The 20,367-nt window shown below is 67.8% G+C and carries 18 protein-coding genes; 12 read left to right on the top strand and 6 right to left on the bottom strand.

The features are described from left to right. Positions 1-66: 66 nt before the first annotated feature. The 3 genes from CH339_RS24650 to CH339_RS09775 are packed head-to-tail and all read left to right on the top strand — an operon-like array spanning position 67 to position 2,806. The gene (locus tag CH339_RS24650; protein WP_170138465.1) at positions 67-1,206 is read left to right on the top strand and encodes a hypothetical protein; all 1,140 of its coding nucleotides are present in this window, start codon (positions 67-69) and stop codon (positions 1,204-1,206) included. 11 nt (positions 1,207-1,217) lie between these two features. After that, the gene (locus CH339_RS24645) at positions 1,218-2,084 is read left to right on the top strand and encodes an ROK family protein (RefSeq protein ID WP_170138464.1); all 867 of its coding nucleotides are present in this window, start codon (positions 1,218-1,220) and stop codon (positions 2,082-2,084) included. After that, the gene (locus CH339_RS09775; protein WP_111434167.1) at positions 2,081-2,806 is read left to right on the top strand and encodes a glucosamine-6-phosphate deaminase; all 726 of its coding nucleotides are present in this window, start codon (positions 2,081-2,083) and stop codon (positions 2,804-2,806) included. The genes CH339_RS24645 and CH339_RS09775 overlap by 4 nt, the downstream gene beginning before the upstream one ends. A gap of 99 nt (positions 2,807-2,905) precedes the next feature. On the opposite strand, the gene CH339_RS09770 is transcribed toward CH339_RS09775, so the two are convergent. Then, positions 2,906-4,411, bottom strand: a complete 1,506-nt coding sequence (locus CH339_RS09770) for a CoA-acylating methylmalonate-semialdehyde dehydrogenase (protein ID WP_111434166.1) — start codon at positions 4,409-4,411, stop codon at positions 2,906-2,908. A gap of 106 nt (positions 4,412-4,517) precedes the next feature. On the opposite strand from CH339_RS09770, the gene CH339_RS09765 reads away from it, so the two are divergent. Further along, complete coding sequence (locus CH339_RS09765; protein ID WP_111434165.1) at positions 4,518-5,405, top strand: LysR family transcriptional regulator; 888 nt, start codon at positions 4,518-4,520, stop codon at positions 5,403-5,405. 30 nt (positions 5,406-5,435) lie between these two features. On the opposite strand, the gene CH339_RS09760 is transcribed toward CH339_RS09765, so the two are convergent. From CH339_RS09760 to CH339_RS09740, 5 genes are all read right to left on the bottom strand, one after another. Continuing rightward, positions 5,436-6,413 (bottom strand): ABC transporter ATP-binding protein, encoded by a 978-nt coding sequence (locus CH339_RS09760; RefSeq protein ID WP_111434164.1) that lies wholly within the window; start codon positions 6,411-6,413, stop codon positions 5,436-5,438. Next, positions 6,410-7,432 carry an ABC transporter ATP-binding protein gene (locus CH339_RS09755; RefSeq protein ID WP_111434163.1) on the bottom strand — a complete coding sequence of 341 codons (1,023 nt, stop codon included), beginning with the start codon at positions 7,430-7,432 and terminating at the stop codon, positions 6,410-6,412. The genes CH339_RS09760 and CH339_RS09755 overlap by 4 nt, the downstream gene beginning before the upstream one ends. A gap of 10 nt (positions 7,433-7,442) precedes the next feature. Continuing rightward, positions 7,443-8,336 (bottom strand): ABC transporter permease, encoded by an 894-nt coding sequence (locus tag CH339_RS09750; protein ID WP_111434162.1) that lies wholly within the window; start codon positions 8,334-8,336, stop codon positions 7,443-7,445. A 2-nt stretch (positions 8,337-8,338) separates the two neighbouring features. Continuing rightward, positions 8,339-9,280, bottom strand: coding sequence for an ABC transporter permease (locus tag CH339_RS09745; RefSeq protein ID WP_111434161.1), 942 nt, complete (start codon positions 9,278-9,280; stop codon positions 8,339-8,341). A gap of 168 nt (positions 9,281-9,448) precedes the next feature. Further along, positions 9,449-11,041 carry an ABC transporter substrate-binding protein gene (locus CH339_RS09740; protein ID WP_111434160.1) on the bottom strand — a complete coding sequence of 531 codons (1,593 nt, stop codon included), beginning with the start codon at positions 11,039-11,041 and terminating at the stop codon, positions 9,449-9,451. A 262-nt stretch (positions 11,042-11,303) separates the two neighbouring features. Between CH339_RS09740 and CH339_RS09735 the strand changes: the two genes are divergently transcribed. The 8 genes from CH339_RS09735 (at position 11,304) to CH339_RS09700 (ending at position 20,303) form a co-directional block, all read left to right on the top strand. Further along, positions 11,304-12,158, top strand: a complete 855-nt coding sequence (locus CH339_RS09735) for a GntR family transcriptional regulator (protein ID WP_111434159.1) — start codon at positions 11,304-11,306, stop codon at positions 12,156-12,158. After that, a complete protein-coding gene (locus tag CH339_RS09730; RefSeq protein WP_111434158.1) occupies positions 12,155-13,033 on the top strand; it encodes an isocitrate lyase/PEP mutase family protein in 879 nt (292 codons plus the stop codon). The genes CH339_RS09735 and CH339_RS09730 overlap by 4 nt, the downstream gene beginning before the upstream one ends. A 26-nt stretch (positions 13,034-13,059) precedes the next feature. Next, the gene (locus tag CH339_RS09725; RefSeq protein WP_170138463.1) at positions 13,060-13,569 is read left to right on the top strand and encodes a LeuD/DmdB family oxidoreductase small subunit; all 510 of its coding nucleotides are present in this window, start codon (positions 13,060-13,062) and stop codon (positions 13,567-13,569) included. Next, positions 13,566-14,852, top strand: a complete 1,287-nt coding sequence (locus tag CH339_RS09720; protein WP_111434156.1) for a 3-isopropylmalate dehydratase large subunit — start codon at positions 13,566-13,568, stop codon at positions 14,850-14,852. The genes CH339_RS09725 and CH339_RS09720 overlap by 4 nt, the downstream gene beginning before the upstream one ends. Before the next feature lie 15 nt (positions 14,853-14,867). Further along, positions 14,868-16,340: a M81 family metallopeptidase gene (locus CH339_RS09715; RefSeq protein WP_111434155.1), complete on the top strand. Its 1,473-nt coding sequence runs from the start codon at positions 14,868-14,870 to the stop codon at positions 16,338-16,340. 20 nt (positions 16,341-16,360) lie between these two features. After that, positions 16,361-17,980: a gamma-glutamyltransferase family protein gene (locus CH339_RS09710; RefSeq protein WP_111434154.1), complete on the top strand. Its 1,620-nt coding sequence runs from the start codon at positions 16,361-16,363 to the stop codon at positions 17,978-17,980. Between the two features lie 193 nt (positions 17,981-18,173). Beyond that, positions 18,174-19,085 carry a LysR family transcriptional regulator gene (locus CH339_RS09705; protein WP_111434153.1) on the top strand — a complete coding sequence of 304 codons (912 nt, stop codon included), beginning with the start codon at positions 18,174-18,176 and terminating at the stop codon, positions 19,083-19,085. 204 nt (positions 19,086-19,289) lie between these two features. Continuing rightward, the gene (locus CH339_RS09700) at positions 19,290-20,303 is read left to right on the top strand and encodes a TAXI family TRAP transporter solute-binding subunit (RefSeq protein WP_111434152.1); all 1,014 of its coding nucleotides are present in this window, start codon (positions 19,290-19,292) and stop codon (positions 20,301-20,303) included. Positions 20,304-20,367: the final 64 nt, after the last annotated feature.

The raw sequence follows: 20,367 nt of genomic DNA, 5'->3' as shown, positions 1-20,367 counted from the left end.
TCCGCACCCTCGATCGGCTGTTCGCCGGCCGCAGTTTCCAATCATGAAATCACTGCTGGACGTCCCATGCTCAAGCCCCATGTCGGAATGAAGATTTACGACAATGTCTGGTACACGCGCTTCCGCCTGGAACCGGACGAGGCTGCCGACATCCTTGCCGCGATGGGCGTGACCTATGTCATGGCCCAGAGCAAGACCCTGCCGATGCAGGACACGGCGATCGAAAGCGCCGCTACCGAGGCCGATGCGGCGCGCCTTGCCACACTCGATGACCGGGCCTTCCGCGATGCGCTGGCGGCGCGCGGCATTTTCTATTTCGCTTCGATCAATATCGGCTTCGATCCCGCTTTCATCGGGGCGCATCCGGACCTCGTTCCGATCGACCAGACGGGCCGGCGGGAGGAAAAGGTCGACTGGTACATGGGACTGCCACCGGACCGGACGGCCAATATCGACCACAAGATCGGCATGATCGAACCGGCGGTGCGGGCGCTGATGCCAGACGGCGTCCATCTCGGCTTCATTCGCTGGCCCGGACTGTGGGAGATCTGGCTGCCCGACGTGCAACGCGCGGACATGCCGGACTTCTGCTATGGCCGCGGGACGCTGTCGCGCTTCCGCGACGATACCGGAGCCGACATTCCGGTCGATGATCCTTGCGCCGCGTCCAAGGCTATCGCCGCCCGTTACCGGGCCGCATGGCGCGACTGGAAGTGTGCCGTGACGACCGGCGCGGTGACGCGCATCAAGGCCGCTGCCGCCGCCATCAAGCCGGATGTCGAGATTGCCATCAACACCCTGCCGTTCTTCATCGACGACTTCGACAATGCGGTCGAGGAGGTGTTCGGACAAAGCGTTTCCGGCCTCGCCGGTGTGGCGGACGTGTTCGAGGTGATGACCTATCACCAGATCCTCGGTCGCGATGCGGAATGGCCCGGCCGGATCGGCGCGGACGTCAAAAGGCGCAGCGGCGGCAGGACGACGGTTTGCACGATCCAGGGCAGCGCCCTTTATCTCGACGGCATGCATGCCGGCCGTGGCCGGCTAGAGGCGATCTGCACCGACGAGTTCATCCACATGGTCGATGCCGTCGAGGCCAGCGAGGCGGACGGGGTGTGCGTCTTCACCTTCACCGACTTCCTCAATATGCGCGACACATCCGACGGGCGCCGGCGCATCGATCGCCTGAAGGCGTTCCGGAAATGACCCAATCGCCGGTGCTCATCGGCCTCGATGTCGGTGGCACGAATCTGAAAGGCGTGCGGATGGCGCCGACGGGAGTGGTCGAAGACCATCTCACCATCCCAGCCGGCGGGCGGATTCCGCGCGAGCAGTTGTTCGATGCCGTCGCAACTGCGGTCGAAACGCTGTCGGCCGGCAGGGTACCGGACGGTGTCGGCATGGCATTCGGCGGGACGGTGCAGGCCGACGGCACAATGCGCGCCGACAGCACCAATCTTGCCAATCTGGTCGACCTGCCCCTGGCCGACGCCTTTTCCGACCGTCTCGGCGTGCCCTGTGTTGCCGATCACGACGGTCGTGCGGCAATGCGCGGCGAAGCGTGGACGGGCGCTGCCCGCGGGTTGCGCAATGCCATGATCGTCACCTTCGGCACCGGGATCGGTGCCGGGCTGCTTCTCGACGGCCGCATCCATCGGGGCGGACGTCTTGCGTGCGGGGAACTCGGGCTTTTCCGGATGACGCCGCCGCCTGCGACGGACGCGTGGCCGACGCTCGAGGACGTCGCGGCACCCGGCCGGCTTGCGGCGCGCGGCGGCGCCGGGTTCGCGGCGCTTTTCGAGCAATGGCAGAACGGCGATGCCACCACGGGCATGGACGAGGTTTTCGAACAGGTCGGGCGGGCGATCGCCAACGTCCACCTGCTGCTCGACCTGGAAATGGTCGTGCTGTTCGGCGCCGTCGTCGGCCTCGGCGAGCCCTTCCGACGGGCGGTCGAGGAGCGTTTTGACGCCGCCTGTCCCGAGAGCTTCCGAGACGACATCCGTATCGGATTCGGCGATCTCGGGCCGCTGGCCGGGGCGATCGGCGCGGCGGCATTGTTGCGTGAGGAGATAGAGGCGTGAAGCTCATCGAAGCGGTCGACTACGGCGAACTCAGCCGGGTAGCGGCCGGGATCGTTGTCGAACAGGTGCGGACAAGGCCGGATTCGCTGCTGGTGCTGCCGACCGGAAACACACCTGCCGGGATGTTTCGTGAACTGATAGCGGCCGCGCAGCGCGGTGAAGCGGATTTCTCCAGGGCGCGGTTCGCAATGCTCGACGAATATGCCGGCATCGCCCGCAATGACGGGCGAAGGCTCTATCACTGGATCTGCAAGGAGCTGTTCGATCGCCTCTGCGTTCGGCCGGGGGCGGTGATCGCATTCGATCCCGAAGCGGATCCCGATTGCGAGGCCCGTTTCGTTGAGCAGCGCATCGCCCGGCAGGGGGGCATCGACCTCGCCGTCCTCGGCCTGGGTCCCAACGGCCATATCGGCATGAACGAGCCGGGCAGCGATGCCGACAGCCGCACGCGGCTGGTCACACTCACGCCCGCGACCATCCGGTCCAATGCCGCCTATTGGGGCAGCGAGGCAAGGGTGCCGAAACGGGGACTGACACTCGGCCTCGGCACGCTCGCCGAAGCCCGCTCGCTCGTGGTCGTCGTTGCCGGCGGCGGCAAGGCCGCCATTCTGGAGCGTGTTCTGAACGCCGCACCGTCAGCCGATCTTCCGGCAACGATCCTCCGATCGCACCCAGCTTCCACCGTCATCGCCGACCGCGCGGCGTTGGGGCTGCGAGCGTAGGCGCCAGGCCGCGCGGGCCTGGGCAACCCCGGCAGACTTGCCGCGCGGAGCGCCGGAGCATGGCGTCCGCGCGGCCAGGCCGCCGTGTCAGGTGGCCGGTCACTCACCCAGCGTCGGCATGACGAATTCGGGATCGCTCCTGACGCCCGTCGGCCAGCGCGTCGTGACGGTCTTCAGGCGGGTGTAGAAGCGCACGCCTTCCGGCCCGTGCATGTGGTGGTCGCCGAACAGCGAGTCCTTCCAGCCGCCGAAGCTGTGGAAGGCCATCGGCACCGGGATCGGCACATTGATCCCGACCATGCCGACCTCGATGTCCTGTGCGAAGGTCCGCGCCGCATCGCCGTCACGGGTGAAGATGGCAACGCCGTTGGCGTATGCATGCCTGCCGATGATGTCGACGGCGGCGTCATAGTCCCCGGCACGGGCGACGGAGAGGACCGGCCCGAAGATCTCCTCGCGCCAGATCGCCATGTCCGTGGTGACGCGGTCGAACAGCGTGCCGCCGACATAGTAGCCGTTCTCCAACCCCTGCCGGTCCATCCGGAAGTCGCGTCCGTCGACCACCAGCTCGGCGCCCTCAGCCTCGCCCCGGTCGATGAAGCCGCGGACCCTGGCGAGATGCTGGGCGGTGACCAGCGGGCCCATTTCGGACGTGCGATCGGTGGCGGGACCGACCTTCAGCGCGCGCACCTTCGGCGCCAGCCGCTCGATCAGCGCATCGGCGGTCTTCTCGCCGACGGGAACGGCCACGGACACCGCCATGCAGCGTTCGCCGGCCGAGCCGTAGGCGGCGCCCATCAGGGCATTGACTGCCATGTCGAGATCGGCATCGGGCAGGATCACCATGTGGTTCTTGGCGCCGCCGAGCGCCTGGACCCGTTTGCCGTTCGCCGTTCCTGTGGCGTAGACATAGCGGGCGATCGGCGTTGAGCCGACGAAGCTGACGGCCTTGACGTCGGGATCGGTCAAAAGCGCATCGACCGCTTCCTTGTCGCCCAGGACGACGTTGAAGACGCCGTCGGGCAGCCCCGCCTCGGCGAGCAGCTCGGCGATCACCAGGGATGCCGACGGATCGCGCTCCGAGGGCTTCAGAACGAAGGTATTGCCGCAGGCAAGGGCGACGGGAAACATCCACATCGGGACCATGGCCGGGAAGTTGAACGGCGTGATGCCGGCGACCACGCCGAGCGGCTGGCGCAGGTTGTGGCTGTCTACGCCGGTGCCGACATTCTCGGTGATCTCGCCCTTCAGGAGATGCGGTGCGCCGACGGCGAACTCGACCACCTCAAGGCCGCGCTGGACCTCGCCGAGCGCGTCGTCATGGGTCTTGCCGTGCTCGGCCGAGATCGCCTCGGCGATGCGATCGGCATTCTCCTGAAGCAGAAACTTGAACCGGTCGAGGATGCGCGCGCGGCGCAGCGCCGGGGTCTTCGCCCAGGCCGGAAATGCCGCCCGTGCGACCGACACCGCCTCGGCGACGTCCCCGGCCGAGGCGAGGGGACAGCGTTTGACCACCTCGCCTGTCGCCGGATCGAAGACATCGGAAAAACGCTCCGACCTGCCGGCCACGGCCTTGCCGCCAACGAAATGCATGAGCTCGGTCATTCTAAATTCTCCTTGTTGTCATGACCGATGTCCCATTGCATCTGGTGCAAGGCAATGGCATCAAATGGGAAAGCGATATGCGAAAATTGCCATCACTTGAGATCCAATGAACTGGGACGATGCAAGGATGTTCCTGGCCGTGGCGCGCGCCGGCCAGATTCTCGCCGCCTCGCGTAACCTCGGCATTACCCAGACGACACTGAGCCGGCGCGTCGCCGCGCTCGAAACGTCGCTCGGAACCAAGCTCGTCATCCGCCGCACCCAAGGCTGCGACCTGACCGAGGCGGGCGTGGATCTGATGGAGTCGCTGGAGCGCGTGGAAGCGGAGTTCCTCGCCTCCCGGGCGCGGCTCGACGCGACCACCACCGCGATCTCCGGAACCGTGCGCATCGCCGCGCCCGACGGTTTCGGCGTCGCCTTTCTCGCCCCGCGCCTCGGGGCGCTGTCCGAGCGCTATCCCAAACTCCGCGTCCAGCTCGTGCCGACCCCGCGAAGCTTCTCGCTGTCGCGGCGCGAGGCCGACATCGCGGTGTTGATCGACCGCCCGGAGAAGGGGCGGCTGCGCGAGCGCAAGCTCATCGACTACACGCTCGGCCTCTATGCCTCACGCGGTTACTTGGAGCGCTGCCCGCCCCCCGCGAATGCCGCCGGGCTCTCGCACCATCGGCTCGTCGGCTATGTCGACGACCTGATCTACGCGCCGGGGCTCAACTACGCCTCGGAGTTCCTGCGCAACTGGCGCTCGCGGATCGAGATCTCGAGCGCGATCGGACAGCTCGCCGCGATTCGCGGCGGTGCCGGGATCGGCATCCTCCACGACTATGTCGCCCGGCCCGAAGCCGATCTGGTCCGGGTTCTGCCGACGCTGTCAGCGCGCCGCTCCTACTGGCTGGTGACGCACGAGAACCTGCACGACATTCCGCGGGTGAAGGCGGCGGCGGATTTCATCGTCGAAGCCGTGCACCGGGAGCGTGCCCAATTCGCCGCGGCCTGACCGGCGTGCCACGCTGTCGTCGTGCCAGGATCAGCCTTCGACCAGATGGCAGGCGACGTGGTGGTTGCCGCCGACGTCGCGCAGCACCGGCGAGACCTTGGCGCATTCCGCCGCCGCGCTTGGACAGCGCGTGCGGAAGTGACAGCCGCTCGGCCGGTTGATCGGGCTCGGCACCTCGCCCTTCAGGATCGTCCGATCGCGTCGGCCGTCCGGGTCGGGCACCGGCGCGGCCGACAGGAGCGCTTGCGTGTAGGGATGGCGCGGCTGGCCGTAGAGCGCGGCCTTGTCGGCGATCTCGACGATCCGGCCGAGATACATGACCGCCACCCGATGGCTGACATGTTCGACGACGGCGAGGTCGTGCGAGATGAAGAGGAAGGCGACGCCGGTCTCGCGCTGCAGGCGCGCCAGCAGGTTGATCACCTGGGCCTGCACCGAGACGTCGAGGGCGGAGACGGCTTCGTCGCAGATGATAACGCGCGGTTTCAGGGCGAGCGCGCGCGCGATGACCAGCCGCTGGCGCTGGCCACCGGAAAATTCGTGCGGGAACCGGTCCATCTGGTCCGGCCGCAGGCCGACCCGGTCGAACAGGTCCGCAACCCGTTCCTCGATGCCCCCGGGGATGGCAGAGGCAAAGTTGCGCAGCGGTTCGGCGACGATGTCGCGGGCGCGCAGGCGCGGGTTCAGCGACGAATAGGGATCCTGGAAGACGACCTGGATGTCCCGTCGCTTCAGGCGCATCTCGCCCGCGCCGAGGCCGTCGATGCGTTCGCCGTCCAGCCAGACCTCGCCGGCGGTCGGCTCCGTCAGCCGCAGGATGGCGCGCCCGGCCGTGGACTTGCCGCAGCCCGACTCGCCGACGAGCCCGAGCGTTTCGCCCTCCGCGATGGCGAAGCTGATGCCGTCGACCGCGTGGACCGCGCCGCCGCCGCGGCCGAAAAAGCTGCGGCGGATGGCGAAGGTCTTGGAAAGATCGCGAACGTCGAGGACCGGTGGCGTCTGGCTCATGCCTTCATCTCCCCTTGCCGGCGCGGCTCGGCTACGGCCGCGTCCGGTTGCGGTTCGGGATTCCAGCAGGCGACCATGTGGTCGTCGCCGCATTCCCGGAACGGCGGATAGAGGGTGCGGCACTGGTCCGAGGCACGCGGACAGCGCGGCTCGAAGGTGCAGGCCCGGACCGGCTCGGTGAGGGCGGGGACAACGCCCGGAATTTCGGTCAGCTCCTCCGGCGCTTCTCCGCCCTCGGTCAGCCGCGGCATGGAATCGAGCAGCGCCCGCGTATAGGGATGGCGCGGCGCGGCGAAGAGGTCGCGCACCGGCGCTTCCTCGACCTTGCGGCCGGCATACATGACCACCACGCGCTGGGCCATTTCCGCCACCACCCCGAAATCGTGCGTGATCAGCACCATCCCCGTTCCGGTGCGGCCGATGAGGTCGCGCATCAGGTCCAGGATCTGGGCTTGGACGGTAACGTCGAGCGCTGTCGTCGGCTCGTCGGCGATGAGGAGGCGCGGATTGCAGGCGAGCGCCATGGCGATCATCACGCGCTGGCGCATGCCGCCGGAAAGCTCGTGCGGATACTGCTTGAGGCGGCGCTCCGGTTCGGGAATGCCGACGAGGCGCAGCATCTCCAGCGCGCGCGCTTCGGTCGCGCGCCGGCCGAGGCCCTCGTGGAGGCGCAGCGTCTCGCCGATCTGCCGGCCCACGGTGAGCACCGGATTGAGCGACGTCATCGGTTCCTGGAAGACCATCGACACGGCCTTGCCGCGGATCTTCTGCATCTCGCGATCGGTGAGTGCGAGCAGGTCGCGGCCCTCGAAGCGAATGGTGCCGTCGGCGCGGGAGATCCCCTCCGGCAACAGGCCGAGGATCGCCATGGCGGTGACGGACTTGCCGCAACCGCTCTCGCCGACGATGGCCAGCACCTGGCCGGCGTCAACGGAGAGGCTCAGCCCGTCGACGGCGCGCGAAACGCCGGTCGCGGTGCGGAACTGGACCCTCAGGCCCTCGATTTCGAGCAGGCTCATTCCGGGTGCCTCACGTACGGGTCGCGGCGCGCGGATCGAGCAGGTCCCGCAGCCCGTCGCCGAGCAGGTTGACCGCCAGCACCGTCACCGAGAGGAACACGGCGGGAAAGAAGACGATGAACGGCTTGATCTGCCAGAGCGCGCGGCCCTCGGCCATGATGTTGCCCCAGGACGGGGTCGTCGGCGGCGTGCCGGCGCCGATGAAGGAGAGGATCGCCTCGACGATCATCGCGGAGGCGCAGATATAGGTCGCCTGGACGATCATCGGCGCCAGCGTGTTGGGCAGGATGTGCCGGCGGATGATGACGTGGGTGCGGGTCCCGGTCGCGACCGCCGCTTCGACATAGGGCTGCTCACGCGCGCTCAGCACAACGCCGCGGACCAGCCGGCACATCCGTGGGATGTCGGCGATCGTCACGGCGATGATGACATTGACCATGCTGCCCCGCGTCAGCGCCATCAGCGCCACGGCGAGGAGGATCGAGGGAATGGCCATCAGGCCGTCCATGACGCGCATCAGGATGCCGTCCGCCCAGCGCAGATAGCCGGCGATGAGGCCGATGAAGAGGCCGACGACTGAGGTCAGCACCGCCACCGAAATGCCGACGGTGAGCGACACGCGGGCGCCGTAGATCACCCTGGAATAGATGTCGCGGCCGAGCATGTCGGTGCCGAACCAGTGCTCGGCGGAGGGGAAACGGGCGCGCAGCCAGGGCGCCAGAGACAGCGGATCGTGGGTGGCAAGCAGCGGAGCGCAGATCGCCATCAGTACGACGAGGGCAAGCATGCCGCCGCCGATCGTGATGCGCGGATTGCCGATCAGGAACCCCAGAACGCCGCTCCGCCGCCGGCGCACGACGAAGAGGTCCGGCCGCTCGGTCGCGGCAAGCGTGGTCGCAGGCATCGTCAATAGCGTATCCTCGGGTCAAAGAGCGTGTAGGCGAGATCGACCGCAAGGTTCACCAGGACGTAGGCGAAGCTGAAGATCAGCACCAGCGCCTGGATCACCGGATAGTCGCGGTGGAGGATCGCATCGATGGTGAGCCGGCCGAGGCCGGGAAGTGCAAAGACGCTTTCGGTGACGACCGTGCCGCTGATCAGCATCGCAAAGCCGATGCCGATCACCGTGACGATCGGCACCGCGGCGTTGCGCAGGCCGTGGATGAACAGCGTCGGCATCTGCGCCAGCCCCTTGGCGCGGGCGGTGCGGATGTAGTCCTGCCGCAACACCTCCACCACCGTGGAGCGGGTGATCCGGGCGATCAGCGCGATGTAGACGCAGCCGAGCGAGATCGACGGCAGGATCAGCGAGCGGAACCAGGGCCACAGCCCATCCCCGATCGACCGGTATCCCTGCACCGGCAGCCAGCCGAGCTGCAATGCCATCAGCCAGGCGAGGATGTAACCGACGACGAAGATCGGCACCGAAAAGCCGAGGACGGCGAAGATCATCACCGCGCTGTCGACCCAGGTGCCGGCCTTCCAGGCGGCGAGCACGCCGAGCGGCACCGCGACCAGGATGGCGAAGACGAGGGTCAGCACGGTCAGCGACAGCGTCGGTTCGATCCGCTGGGCGATCAGATGGGTGATCGGCAGGCCGGTGAAGATCGACGTGCCGAGATCGCCGTTGAGGATGTTCCAGCTCCATTCGCCGAAGCGCACGAGGAACGGCCGGTCGAGCCCCAGGCTTTCCCGGATGAGGGCGATATCCTCGGCCGTGGCCTGGTCGCCGGCGATGATTGCCGCCGGATCGCCGGGCGCGAAGTAGAGGAGCGAGAAGACGAAGATCGCCACCACGACCATGACGGGAATGGTGGCTAGGATCCGTCGCACCATGTAGCGAAGCATGCACGCAATCCCGGCTGAATTCTCTGGAGGCTCCTGCCGACGGGCCGATCGGCCGTTGCGGACGGGAAGCCGCGCCAAAACAAGGTGATGACGCGTATCGCCGGTCGTTGCCTGACGGCGACACGCAGCCCATGGCGCGGCCCGAGGGATCGGGCCGCGTCGACGGGGTCAGGCGCTCTTGGTGACGCCGTAGAACTGGGCGAAGCCGTAGGGGATGTTCGACACCGTGCTGCGGAACGCCGCCGGCGCGTAATGTAGGCCGAGCGGAATGTAGGGCACAACGTCGAACACGCCGAGCTGGATCCGCTCGCAGGCGGCCTTCTGGCCGGCTAGGTCGGGGGCCTCCAGCCAGGCCTTGCGGGCAGCTTCCAGTTCGTCGCTCACCGGCCATCCGTACTGGCCGGCATCGCCGAGACCGCGCGAGTTCTGGTGGCTCGACGGGTCCCACGCCTCCAGGCCGTTGATGCCGGTGTAGAGGCAGGACCACCCACCCTTGTCCAGCGGCTCGCGGCTGCGGCGGCGCTGCTGGATGGTGCCCCAGTCGAGCGACTGGTAGTCGACGTTGAGGCCGAGCCGGTTCAGGGTGTCGGCACCGACCTCGGCCTCGGCCCGCAGCGCGGCGTAGTCGCTGGGGGCAAGGAGTACGACGGGCTCGCCATTGTAGCCGGCCTCGGCGATCGCCGCCTTGCCGGCCTCGAAGTCGCGCGGACCGTTCAGGACCTCCATGCCCGCATCGCTCGCCATCGGGCTTTCCGGGGTGAACACGCCGACGCCGGCGCGCCACATGGACGGATCCTCGCCGGCCACCGCCTGCATGAAGTTCTTCTGGTCGATGACGCTGAGCACCGCGCGGCGGATCGCCGGATTGTCGAACGGCGGATGCAGGTGGTTGAGCCGCATCGAGCCGATCGTGCCGGAGGTGTCGAGCAGCTTGACCTCGATGCCGTCCTGGCTGCGCAGGAGCGGCAACAGGTCGGGCAACGGCGATTCCACCCAGTCGACCTCGCCGGCCTGCAGGGCACCGGAGGCCGTCGCGGCGTCCGGCATGACATGCCATTCCACCCGGTCGACATTGGCGACCTTCGGCCCGCCGGTCCTGCCGACGGCCGATCCCTCGCGCGGGACGTAGTCCTCGAACTTCTCGTAGACCGTCAGCGCGCCCTGGACCCGCTCGTCGGCGACGAAGCGAAACGGACCGGAGCCGATGACTTCGGTCACCTGCTCGGACGGCGGCGTCATCGCCAGCCGTTCCGGCATGATGCAGGGCATGCGCGAGGTCATCTTGCCGAGCGCCGCCGGCAGCAGCGCGAACGGCCGCTTCAGGCGGAACACCACCACCTTGTCGGAGGCCGCGCTCAATTCGTCGGTGGCCGCCATCAGGTCCTTGCCGAACACATCGCGATCGGCCCAGCGGCGGATGCTGGCCACCACGTCGCGCGCCAGAACCGGCTCGCCATCGTGGAATTTCAGGCCGTCGCGCAGGGTCAGGCGCCATTCCAGGCCGTCCTTGCCGATCTCGTGGCCGGCGACCATCTGCGGCCGGATCTGGAAGTTGTCGTCGTAGCCGTAGAGCGTGTCGAAGACCATGTAGCCGTGATTGCGCGTGACATAGGCCGTCGTCCACACCGGGTCGACGACGGTGACGTCGGCCGAGGGCACGAATTTCAGGACACGGGATTCCGCCGCGAGGGAAAGTCGAGGCGAAAAGAGCGCCGCGGCGGAACCCGCTGCCACACCCTTCAGGAAGTTTCTTCGATGCATGAACCACTCCAGAAGAAAAGGGGGTCGGAGGACAAGCCGCCGCGCTCTGGGCACAGCTAGCGGAATTTACGTAAACATATCATAACAAGTGTGGCAAGCGTATTATGATATGTGTATTTTACTCTTGACTATCATGCGGTTGGAGGGTGATTAAATGAGACGCAGTTTTTGATGCCGCTGCCGGATTGCCAGGCAATCGCCGTTGCGGACGGGCGAAGAAGCAGGCAAGTGACGGAATGCAGTGCAATTGGATGGAAGAATCATGGGCGACATGAACGCCGCGAAGGAAAAGGGGCAACCCCGACCGGCCCGGCCACGACGGCGCATGGCCGCGCCGCTCTACCAGCAGGTCATGCAGACGTTGCGCGGTGAGATCATGGCCGATGCCCATGGCGAACTCGGGATTCTGCCAAGCGAGAGCGCGCTGATCGAACGCTTCGGCGTCTCGCGCATCACCGTGCGCCGCGCGATCGAGGAGCTGGAACGCGAGGGCCTCGTCGTCCGCAGCCGGGGCCGCGCGACCCGCATCGTGCAGAACTCCGCGCCGACGGTGGTCGACCTCACCCAGGAAATCGAGGGTCTGCTCGCCCAGGGCGCCGACATGGCCGTCAAAGTGCTGGAATATCGCTGGCAGGCGCCGCCACCCGACGTCGCCGAGGCACTGGACGTATCGCGCCGCTCGCGGACGCTGTGGATCCGTCGCCTGCGCAGCCGGCAGGACCAGCCGATCGTGCACACGTCGGTACACCTGCCCGAGCGACTGGGCCGGTTGGTGACGGAGGAGGAGTTGAGCCGCCATCAGCTCGTCGACATCCTGCGCTCCCGCGGCCATGTCGCCGCCAGCGCCGAGCAGACGATGCGCGCGGCGCCGTGCCCGGACGAGCTTGCGCCGCTGCTTGGCCTGGCGCCGCGCTCGCCGATCTTCATCCTCGCCCGCCTGGTCTATGGCGCCGACGAAAAGCCGATGCTGATGCTGCGCTCGTCGTTCCGCTGGGACAGCTTCTGCTATCGCATGTCGCTCCGCCAGAACGCCACCTCCGATCCGGCGTTTCATGCCATTTCCGGTCCGCTCGAGGATGTCATGCCCGAGGGGCACGGGGACGGAGGCATCCAATGACCGCCGCCGCCCGCCTCCGTCGCCTGATGGCCGAGACCGACATCCTGCCGATGGCGGGCGTGTTCGATGCGCTGTCCGGCACGCTCGCCGAACAGGCCGGCCTGCCGCTCGCCTATGTCAGCGGCTATTGCGTTTCCGCCACCCGGCTCGGGCGACCGGATGTGGGCTATCTCGGACTTGCCGAACTGGTGGAGACGGCGCGGCGCATCGCCGGGCGGATCGGGATCCCCGTCGTCGCCGACGGCGACGACGGCTATGGCAACCACCTCAACACCGCCCGCTTGGTGCGCGAGCTGGAGGCGGGCGGCATAGCCGGCGTCCAGTTGGAAGATCAGGTGAGCCCGAAGCGCTGCGGCCACATGGCCGGCAAGCGCGTGGTGCCGACCGGCGAGATGGTCGCCAAGATCAGGGCGGCGGCCGATACCCGCCGCGACGACGATTTCCTCATCATCGCCCGCACCGACGCGATTGCCGTTACCGGCTTTCAGGACGCGCTGGAACGGGGCGCGGCCTATGCCGAGGCGGGCGCCGACGCGATCTTTCTGGAAGCGCCGGAGACCATCGACCAGTGCCGCGCGATTCCTCCGGCATTCGACAAGCCGACGGTGTTCAACTGGGCCTGGGGCGGCAAGTCGCCGCTGCTCACCCGGGACGAGCTGGCCGCCATGGGCTTTCGCTTCCTGCAATGCCCCGACACGGTCTTCGCCGTGACCCGGGCGCTCCGCGACGTCTATGGCGAGGTGAAGCGGAGCGGCACCTATCTCGCCTTGCGCGAGCGGATGACCGATTTCGACGAATTCAACGCCGTCGTCGGTCTCGATGAGGTGACCGCCCTCGACACCCGCTACCGCGCCATCGCGGAGGAGCGCGAATGACGGCGGCGACATCGGGAGCCGCTGACATGACGGTCGGCGGACGGATCGCCACACTTGGCGACGACATCAGCACCGACCTGATCTATCCCGGACGCTACCTCTTTGAGCGCGACCCGGCGCGCCAGGCGGCCTATGCGCTCTCCGGCCTCGGTGCGGAATGGCCAGGGCGGCTCGCCGACTGCCCCGTCGTCGTCGCCGGCGAGAATTTCGGCTGCGGCAGTTCGCGCGAACAGGCGCCGACCTCGCTGCGCGGCGCCGGCGTCCGCCTCGTCGTCGCGGCCTCCTTCGCCCGCATCTTCTTTCGCAACTGCATCAATACGGGGCTGCCGGTGATCCAATCGGCGGAGCTGTCGCGGGCCGCAAGCGACGGGGCGACACTGGCGGCCGACCTGTCGCGGGGCACCGCCACGCTCAGGGCGCCGGGCGGGGCGAGCGAGACCTTTGCCTTTGCACCGCTGCCCGCCGAACTGATCGCCATCCTGCGGGATGGCGGCCTGATGGCGCGCCTTGCCCGCAGCCGGAGGGCCCGCGCATGACGGCCCTGACGCTGGCCGAAAAGATCCTCTCGCGCGCCGCCGGCCGGCCGCTCCGGGCCGGCGATTTCGCCGAGGTCTCGCCCGACCGCTGCTTCACGCCCGACGATGCCATCGATACCATCATCGCGCTTCTCGCCCAGGCCGGCATCGAGCGGGTCGCCGAGCCGGACAAGCTCGGCCTCTTCTACGACCACTTCGCCCCGCCGGCGACGGCGGAACTCGCCACGGTCCACACCGGGGGCCGGCGCTTCGTCGCCGACCAGGGCATTGCCGAGTTCCACGATGTCGGGGCCGGCATTTCGCACCAGATCGCGGTCGAAAAGGGGCTCGCGCGCCCGGGCACGCTGGTGTTCAACGCGGATTCCCACACGACCACACTTGGCGCGGCGGCTTGCTTCGGCACCGGGCTCGGCGCCTCGGAAACCGCCTATGTCTGGGCGACGGGCCGCATGTGGCTGCGGATGCCGACAACGATCCGCATCCGGCTCGACGGCCGGTTGCCGGCCGGCTGCGAAGCCAAGGACGTCGCGCTCGCGCTGCTCTACCGATACGGCGCGCGGCTGGCCACCTACCGTGCGGTGGAGTTTGTCGGCGACGCGCTCTCCGAGCTCGACATGGCCGCCCGCATGACGCTCTGCAACATGGCCGTCGAACAGGGGGCCAAGGCCGCGATGGTGCCCTGCGATGCGGTCACCGAGGCGCATTTCGCCGCGCTCGGCATCGACATCGAGCCCGATGCCGGACGCCCCGATCCGGGCGCGGTCTATGAGCGCGAGGTCCGTCTCGACCTTGCGGAACTGACGCCGATGATCGCCTGTCCGCCGACGGTCGACAACGTACGGCCGCTCGCCGAGGTCGCGGGCATCCGCATCGACCAGGCCCTGATCGGCTCCTGTACCAATGGCCGGCTGGAAGACATCCGCGCCGCCGCCGCCGTGCTCGCCGGCCGCCGCCTTGCCCCCGGCGTGCGGATGATCGTCACGCCGGCCTCGCGCCATGTCATGCAACAGGCGCTCCGGGAAGGACTGATGACGACGCTCGCCGACGCCGGCTGCACCATCACGCCGCCCGGCTGCGGCGCCTGCGCCGGCCTCCACCTCGGGGCCCTCGGCGACGGCGAGGTGTGCATCGCCACCACCTCGCGCAACTTCACCGGCCGCATGGGCAGCCGGACCGCCGAAATCTACCTCGCCGGCGCCGCCAGCGTCGCCGCCAGTGCCGCAGCGGGCGTCATCACCGACCCGGCAAGCCTTCCCCCCGGGCCGATCCGCTCCACCATCTGAAGGAGAACTCCGCGTATGCGCGTCTTTACCGCCACGTTGGGAACCGAATCGAACACCTTCTCACCGCTACCGACGAGCCTCGACGATTTCCGCGAGTCGGTCTTTTTCGGTCCCGGCGAGCACCCCCAGGATGGCCCCCGGCATTGCACGGCCCAGATCCCGGTCGGCCGGCGCCGGGCGGCGGAAGGCGACTTCACCTTCATCGAGGGAAGCTGCTTCCACGCCAGCCCGGGCGGCCCGGTCAATCGCCAGGACTACGAGTTCATGCGCGACCGCATTCTCGCGGATTTGCGCGCGGCGCTGCCGCTCGATGCCGTGGTGATGGGGCTGCATGGCGCCATGGTGGCGTTCGGCTATGACGACGTGGAGGGCGATCTCCTCAGCGCCATCCGGGAGATCGTCGGTCCCGATTGCCTGATCTCCGCGGAGCTCGATCCCCATTGCCACCTGACGCGCAAGCGGCTCGATGCCTGCGATATCATGGTGTTCTACAAGGAATATCCCCACACCGACTGCGACGAGGAGGCGGAAAATCTCTTCGACATCGTGCTCGCCACCCTCAAGGGCAGCGTGCGGCCGGTGAAGTCGGTCTTCACCTGCCACCAGGTCGGCAGCTTCCCGACGACGCATCCGCAGATGCGGACCTTCATCGACTGGGTGCGCGAAGAGGAAAAGACGCCGGGGATCCTGTCGATCTCGGTCGGCCACAGCTACCCCTATGCCGACGTCCCCGAAATGGGTGCCGGGGTCCTGGTGATGAGCGACGGCGACAAGGCGCTCGGCGAGGCGATGGCGGAAAAGGTCGGCCGCGCGTTCATGAAGCTGCGGGGCGTGACGACGCCGAAATTCCTGTCCATCGACGAGGGCATCGACGCGGCGCTCGACGCGCCCGAGGGGCCGGTGGCCGTCACCGATGCGTCCGACAATGCCGGCGGCGGCGCTGCCGCCGACAACACCTCGGTGCTGCGCCGGCTGATCGAGCGCGGGGTGGATAGCGTCGCCCTCGGCCCGTTGTGGGATCCGATGGCGGTGCGGACGTGCTTTGCCGCCGGGCTCGGCGCGGAGCTGGACATCCGGATCGGCGGCAAGGCCGGGCGGACCTCCAACCAGCCGCTCGACGTGCGCGCGACGGTGACGGCACTCGCGCCGGAGGCCTGGCAGAGCTTCGGCAGCGCCTCCGCGCCGCTTGGCATGGCAGCTGCGATCCGTGTCGACGGCGTCGACGTCGTGCTGACCTCGGCCCGCACCCAGGCGCTCGGCACGGAGTTGTTCACCTCGCTCGGCATCGATCCGCGTGCCCGCAAGATCCTGGTCCTGAAGTCCTCCAACCACTTCATGGCCGGCTACGGGCCGCTGCTGAAGGGCGTGATCCACGTCCATTCCGACGGTCTCCTGATCCGCAACGACTACACGCGGGTTCCCTATCAGCGCGTCGCCCGGCCGCTGTGGCCGCTCGACCCCGATGCCGACGGCGCGCTGATCTACTGACCTTTGACCGGAACGACACCATGCAAGGGTTCGACTACCACGCCGGTTATCCGGCCCGGCGCAGCCCGGTGATGGCCGGCAACGTCGTCGCCACCTCGCAGCCGCTGGCCGCCCAGGCCGGGTTGCGGATGCTGCTGGCCGGCGGCAATGCCGTCGATGCCGCGCTTGCCGCCGCCATCACGCTCGTCGTCGTCGAGCCGACCGGCAACGGCCTCGGCTCGGACGCCTTCGCCATCGTCTGGGATGGCGAGGAGTTGCACGGCCTCAACGCGTCCGGACGGTCGCCGCGCAAATGGTCGCCGGAGCGCTTCGCCGCTCTTGGCAAGATCCCCAAGCGGGGCTGGGAAAGCGTTACCGTGCCCGGCGCCGTCTCCGGCTGGCAGGCGCTGTCGGCGCGGTTCGGCGCGCTTCCTTTCGCCGATCTCTTCGCCCCCGCCATTGCCTATGCCGAAAACGGCTTTCCGGTCAGCCCGTCGATAGCATCCCGCTGGGGCCGCGACGGCGCGATGCTCGCCGGTGAGCCGGGCTTTGCCGCCCATTTCCTGCCCGGAGGCAAGGCACCGGCAGCGGGCGGACGCTTCCGCTCCCCGGCGCTCGCCCGATCCCTGCGCCTTATCGCCGAGACCAAGGGCGAGGCCTTCTATCGCGGAGAGCTGGCACGGCGCATCGCCGAGTTCGCCCGCCGGAACGGCGCCGCCCTCGACGAGGAGGATATGGCCGCCCATAGCTGCGACTGGTGCGGCACGCTCTCCCAGTCCTTCGGCGATGTCGCACTGCACGAGATCCCGCCGAACGGCCAGGGCATCGCCGCCCTGATCGCGCTTGGCATCCTGGAGGCGCTACGCGACGGAGCGGGCGGCCGGGCCATTGACCTTGCCACCATGGACCCCGACGGCCCGCCGGCGCTGCATTTGCAGATCGAGGCCATGAAACTGGCGCTCGCCGATGCCGAACGCCATGTCAGCGATCCCGCCGCCATGCGGCTTCCCCCCGACGCGCTGCTCGATCCAGCCTATCTTCGCCAGCGAGCGGCGCTGATCGATCCCGACCGCGCCCGCATCGCCGAGGCCGGTGCGCCGCGCGCCGGCGGCACCGTCTATGTCGCTGCTGCCGATGCGGCCGGGAGGATGGTCTCTCTGATCCAGTCGAACTTTGCCGGCTTCGGCTCCGGCGTCGTCGTCCCGGATACCGGCATCTCGCTGCAGAACCGGGGATGGGGCTTCACCCTGGAGCCCGGCCATGTCAACGAGGTCGCCGGCGGCCGGCGCCCCTTCCACACCATCATTCCCGGCTTCGTGACGCGCCACGGCAAGCCGGCCATGACCTTCGGCGTCATGGGCGGGCCGATGCAGGCGCAGGGCCATCTGCAGATGGTGCTGCGGACGCAGGTCTGGGGCCAGAACCCGCAGATGGCGGCCGACGCGCCGCGCTGGCGGTTCGAGGCTGGCCGGCGCGTGGCGATGGAACGGGGCTTCCCGCCGGCCGTCGCCGAGAAGCTGGCAGCGATGGGCCACGACATCAGCCTGCGCGCGCCGGAAGAGGATTTCGGCTTCGGCGGTGCCCAGCTCATCCATCGCCTGGAAGACGGCTACGTCGCCGGCAGCGACTACCGCAAGGACGGCCAGGCGGTCGGCTTCTGAAGCTGCGGCCCGCCGCGCGAGTGGCCAACAGCTCAGGGGCTTTTTCCGGTTGCCGGGCCCTCTCGCGTGCCGCTGCGGCCTCAGGAGAGGTTTGACGGCGAGTCATGCTCCGTTTCTTGTCGTATCGTCTCCCATCTGATCGGGTGCAACGGGCCCCGCACGCCGGATTGCCGGATGGCCGCAAGGAGCGCAGATGAAAAACCATGAGTTCGAGGCGTTCTATCAGGTGATGCTGACGGGCAGCATCACCGAAGCGGCGCGCAACATGGGACGGACCCAGCCGGCGATCAGCATGACGATCAAGACGCTGGAAGGGCAGTTGGGATTTTCGCTGTTCGAACGCACGGCGACGGGCCTGAAGCCCCGGGTGGAGGCGCGGGTCATGTTCGAGCGGCTGCGGCCGGTGATGGAGCAACTGCACGACATCGAGCGCAGCCTGGTGCGACTGGCGCCCGGCGTCATGCCGCAAATGTCGATCATCGCCGCCAACAATGTGGGGACCTATCTCGTCCCCTCCCGCATTGCGCCGCTCGCTGCCGAGGGGCAGTCGATCCGGGTGATGAACGGATCGGCCTCGCGCATCCTGTCGGCGATGGAGGCCCAGCAGCACGATATCGCCATCATGGACGAGGGGTTGGGGTCGACCCCGCCGGAATCGCCCCTGTTTGAGTCCGAGCGCTTCGAAGTGCCGATGTATGCGCTCTTTCCCAAGGGGCTGATCGAAAGCTCGCGCGACACCGTCGGCCCAGACGAGCTCAGCCCGCACCGGATCTGCGCCATCTATTACGAGCACAAGCTGGGTCCGCGACTGAGCGAGCTCTTCGGGCGCCCGCAGATGGAATTCCAGAACTTCTATCCGATGGCCTGCTACGCGCTCCACTCGGGCAGCGTGGCGCTTGTCGACTACATCACCTGCACCACCGTCGCGGCCCTCAATGCCGGCAATCCGGAGGTCGACTGGCGGCGTCTCGACGTCGACCAGCCTTCCGTCTATCACCTGCTGCGGCCGCGCTTCCGTCCTCGCTCGGAACGCATCGACCACTGCCATGCGGTGCTGCGGGCCGCGATGCTGGAGCACAGCCAGTTGGTGCCAGGCGAGCGCTGAGCCGGGCGGAACGCCGAGGCCGTTCGCGCGCGCGAACGGCTGTTCCGACCATGGGTTGCGAACGGATCTTGCGCATAAGAAACGCTTATGCGGATATCAGCGTTTTCGTTTTGCATTTATATTGAGCAGTCCCAATGATTGGTCAATCGAGCTTCCGGCCGACGCAAACCGGCCGGCGACCATCCACTGTGAGGAACTTCGGAAATGAAACATTTCTTCGCCCGCGCTGTCGGGGCGGCCATGCTGGCGGCGATGACCATGGGGACCTCTGCCCTCGCGCAGGAAACGACCTTCTTCCGCATCGGAACCGGCGGGGCCGGCGGCACCTACTATCCCCTCGGCGCCCTGATCGCCAACGCCATTTCCAGTCCTCCGGGCTCGCGCCCCTGCGAGGAAGGCGGCAGTTGCGGCGTGCCGGGACTGGTTGCCATCGCGCAGTCGACCAATGCGTCCGTTCACAACAATTCCGCGGTGGAGTCCGGCGGCCTGGAAGCCGGGCTGACGGGGTCTTCGGCGCTCTACGACCAGTACAACGGCGTCGGCGACTTCAAGGGCAACGAGACCAAGGACCTCAGGGTCGTGGCCAATCTCTTTCCCGAGGAAGCGCAGATCGTCCTGCCGCTCAATTCGGAGATTTCGGGCATCAACGACCTGCGCGGCAAGAGCGTGAGCATCGGCGAGGCCGGATCGGGCCTTCAGATGACCGCGCTGCAGATCCTCAATTCCTTCGGCATCACCCGCGACGACTTTACGCCAGTCGAACTCAACAACGCCCAGGCGGCCGAACGGCTGGCCGACGGCCAGATCGATGCCTATTTCGCCATGGCCGGTGCGCCCACCGCTGCGATCGTCCAGTTGGCCGCCACCTCCGGCATGAAGCTGATGAGCTTCACCGACGAGGAACTGGCGCAGATCGAAAAGGAATTCCCGTACTACGCGCGCACGACCATCAAGCCGAACACCTATGAGGGCCAGGACTATCCGGTCGAGACCTTCGGCGTCAGCACCATCCTGGTCGTCAACGCCAACGAGCCGGAAGAGCTGATCTACAAGATCACCAAAGCGCTGTGGAACGAGAATTCCCGCAAGCTGTTCGACGCCGGCCACCCGAAGGCGGCGACCATGCGGCTGGAAACGGCGCTGAACGGCGTCGACAATCTCGGCGTGCCGCTGCATCCGGGTGCCAAGCGCGCCTATGACGAGCTGCTGGCCAAGTAGCCGGGCCTTTGCGGGCAATCTTGCCAGGTCATCGCCGCGCCGCGGGCAGACGCCCTCCGGCGCG

Origin of the sequence: Rhodobium orientis (assembly GCF_003258835.1) — a bacterium.
Classification (GTDB): Bacteria; Pseudomonadota; Alphaproteobacteria; order Rhizobiales; family Rhodobiaceae; genus Rhodobium; species Rhodobium orientis.
The sequence above is the reverse complement of the archived record's forward strand: the minus strand, read 5'-3'. Positions and strand labels throughout refer to the sequence as shown.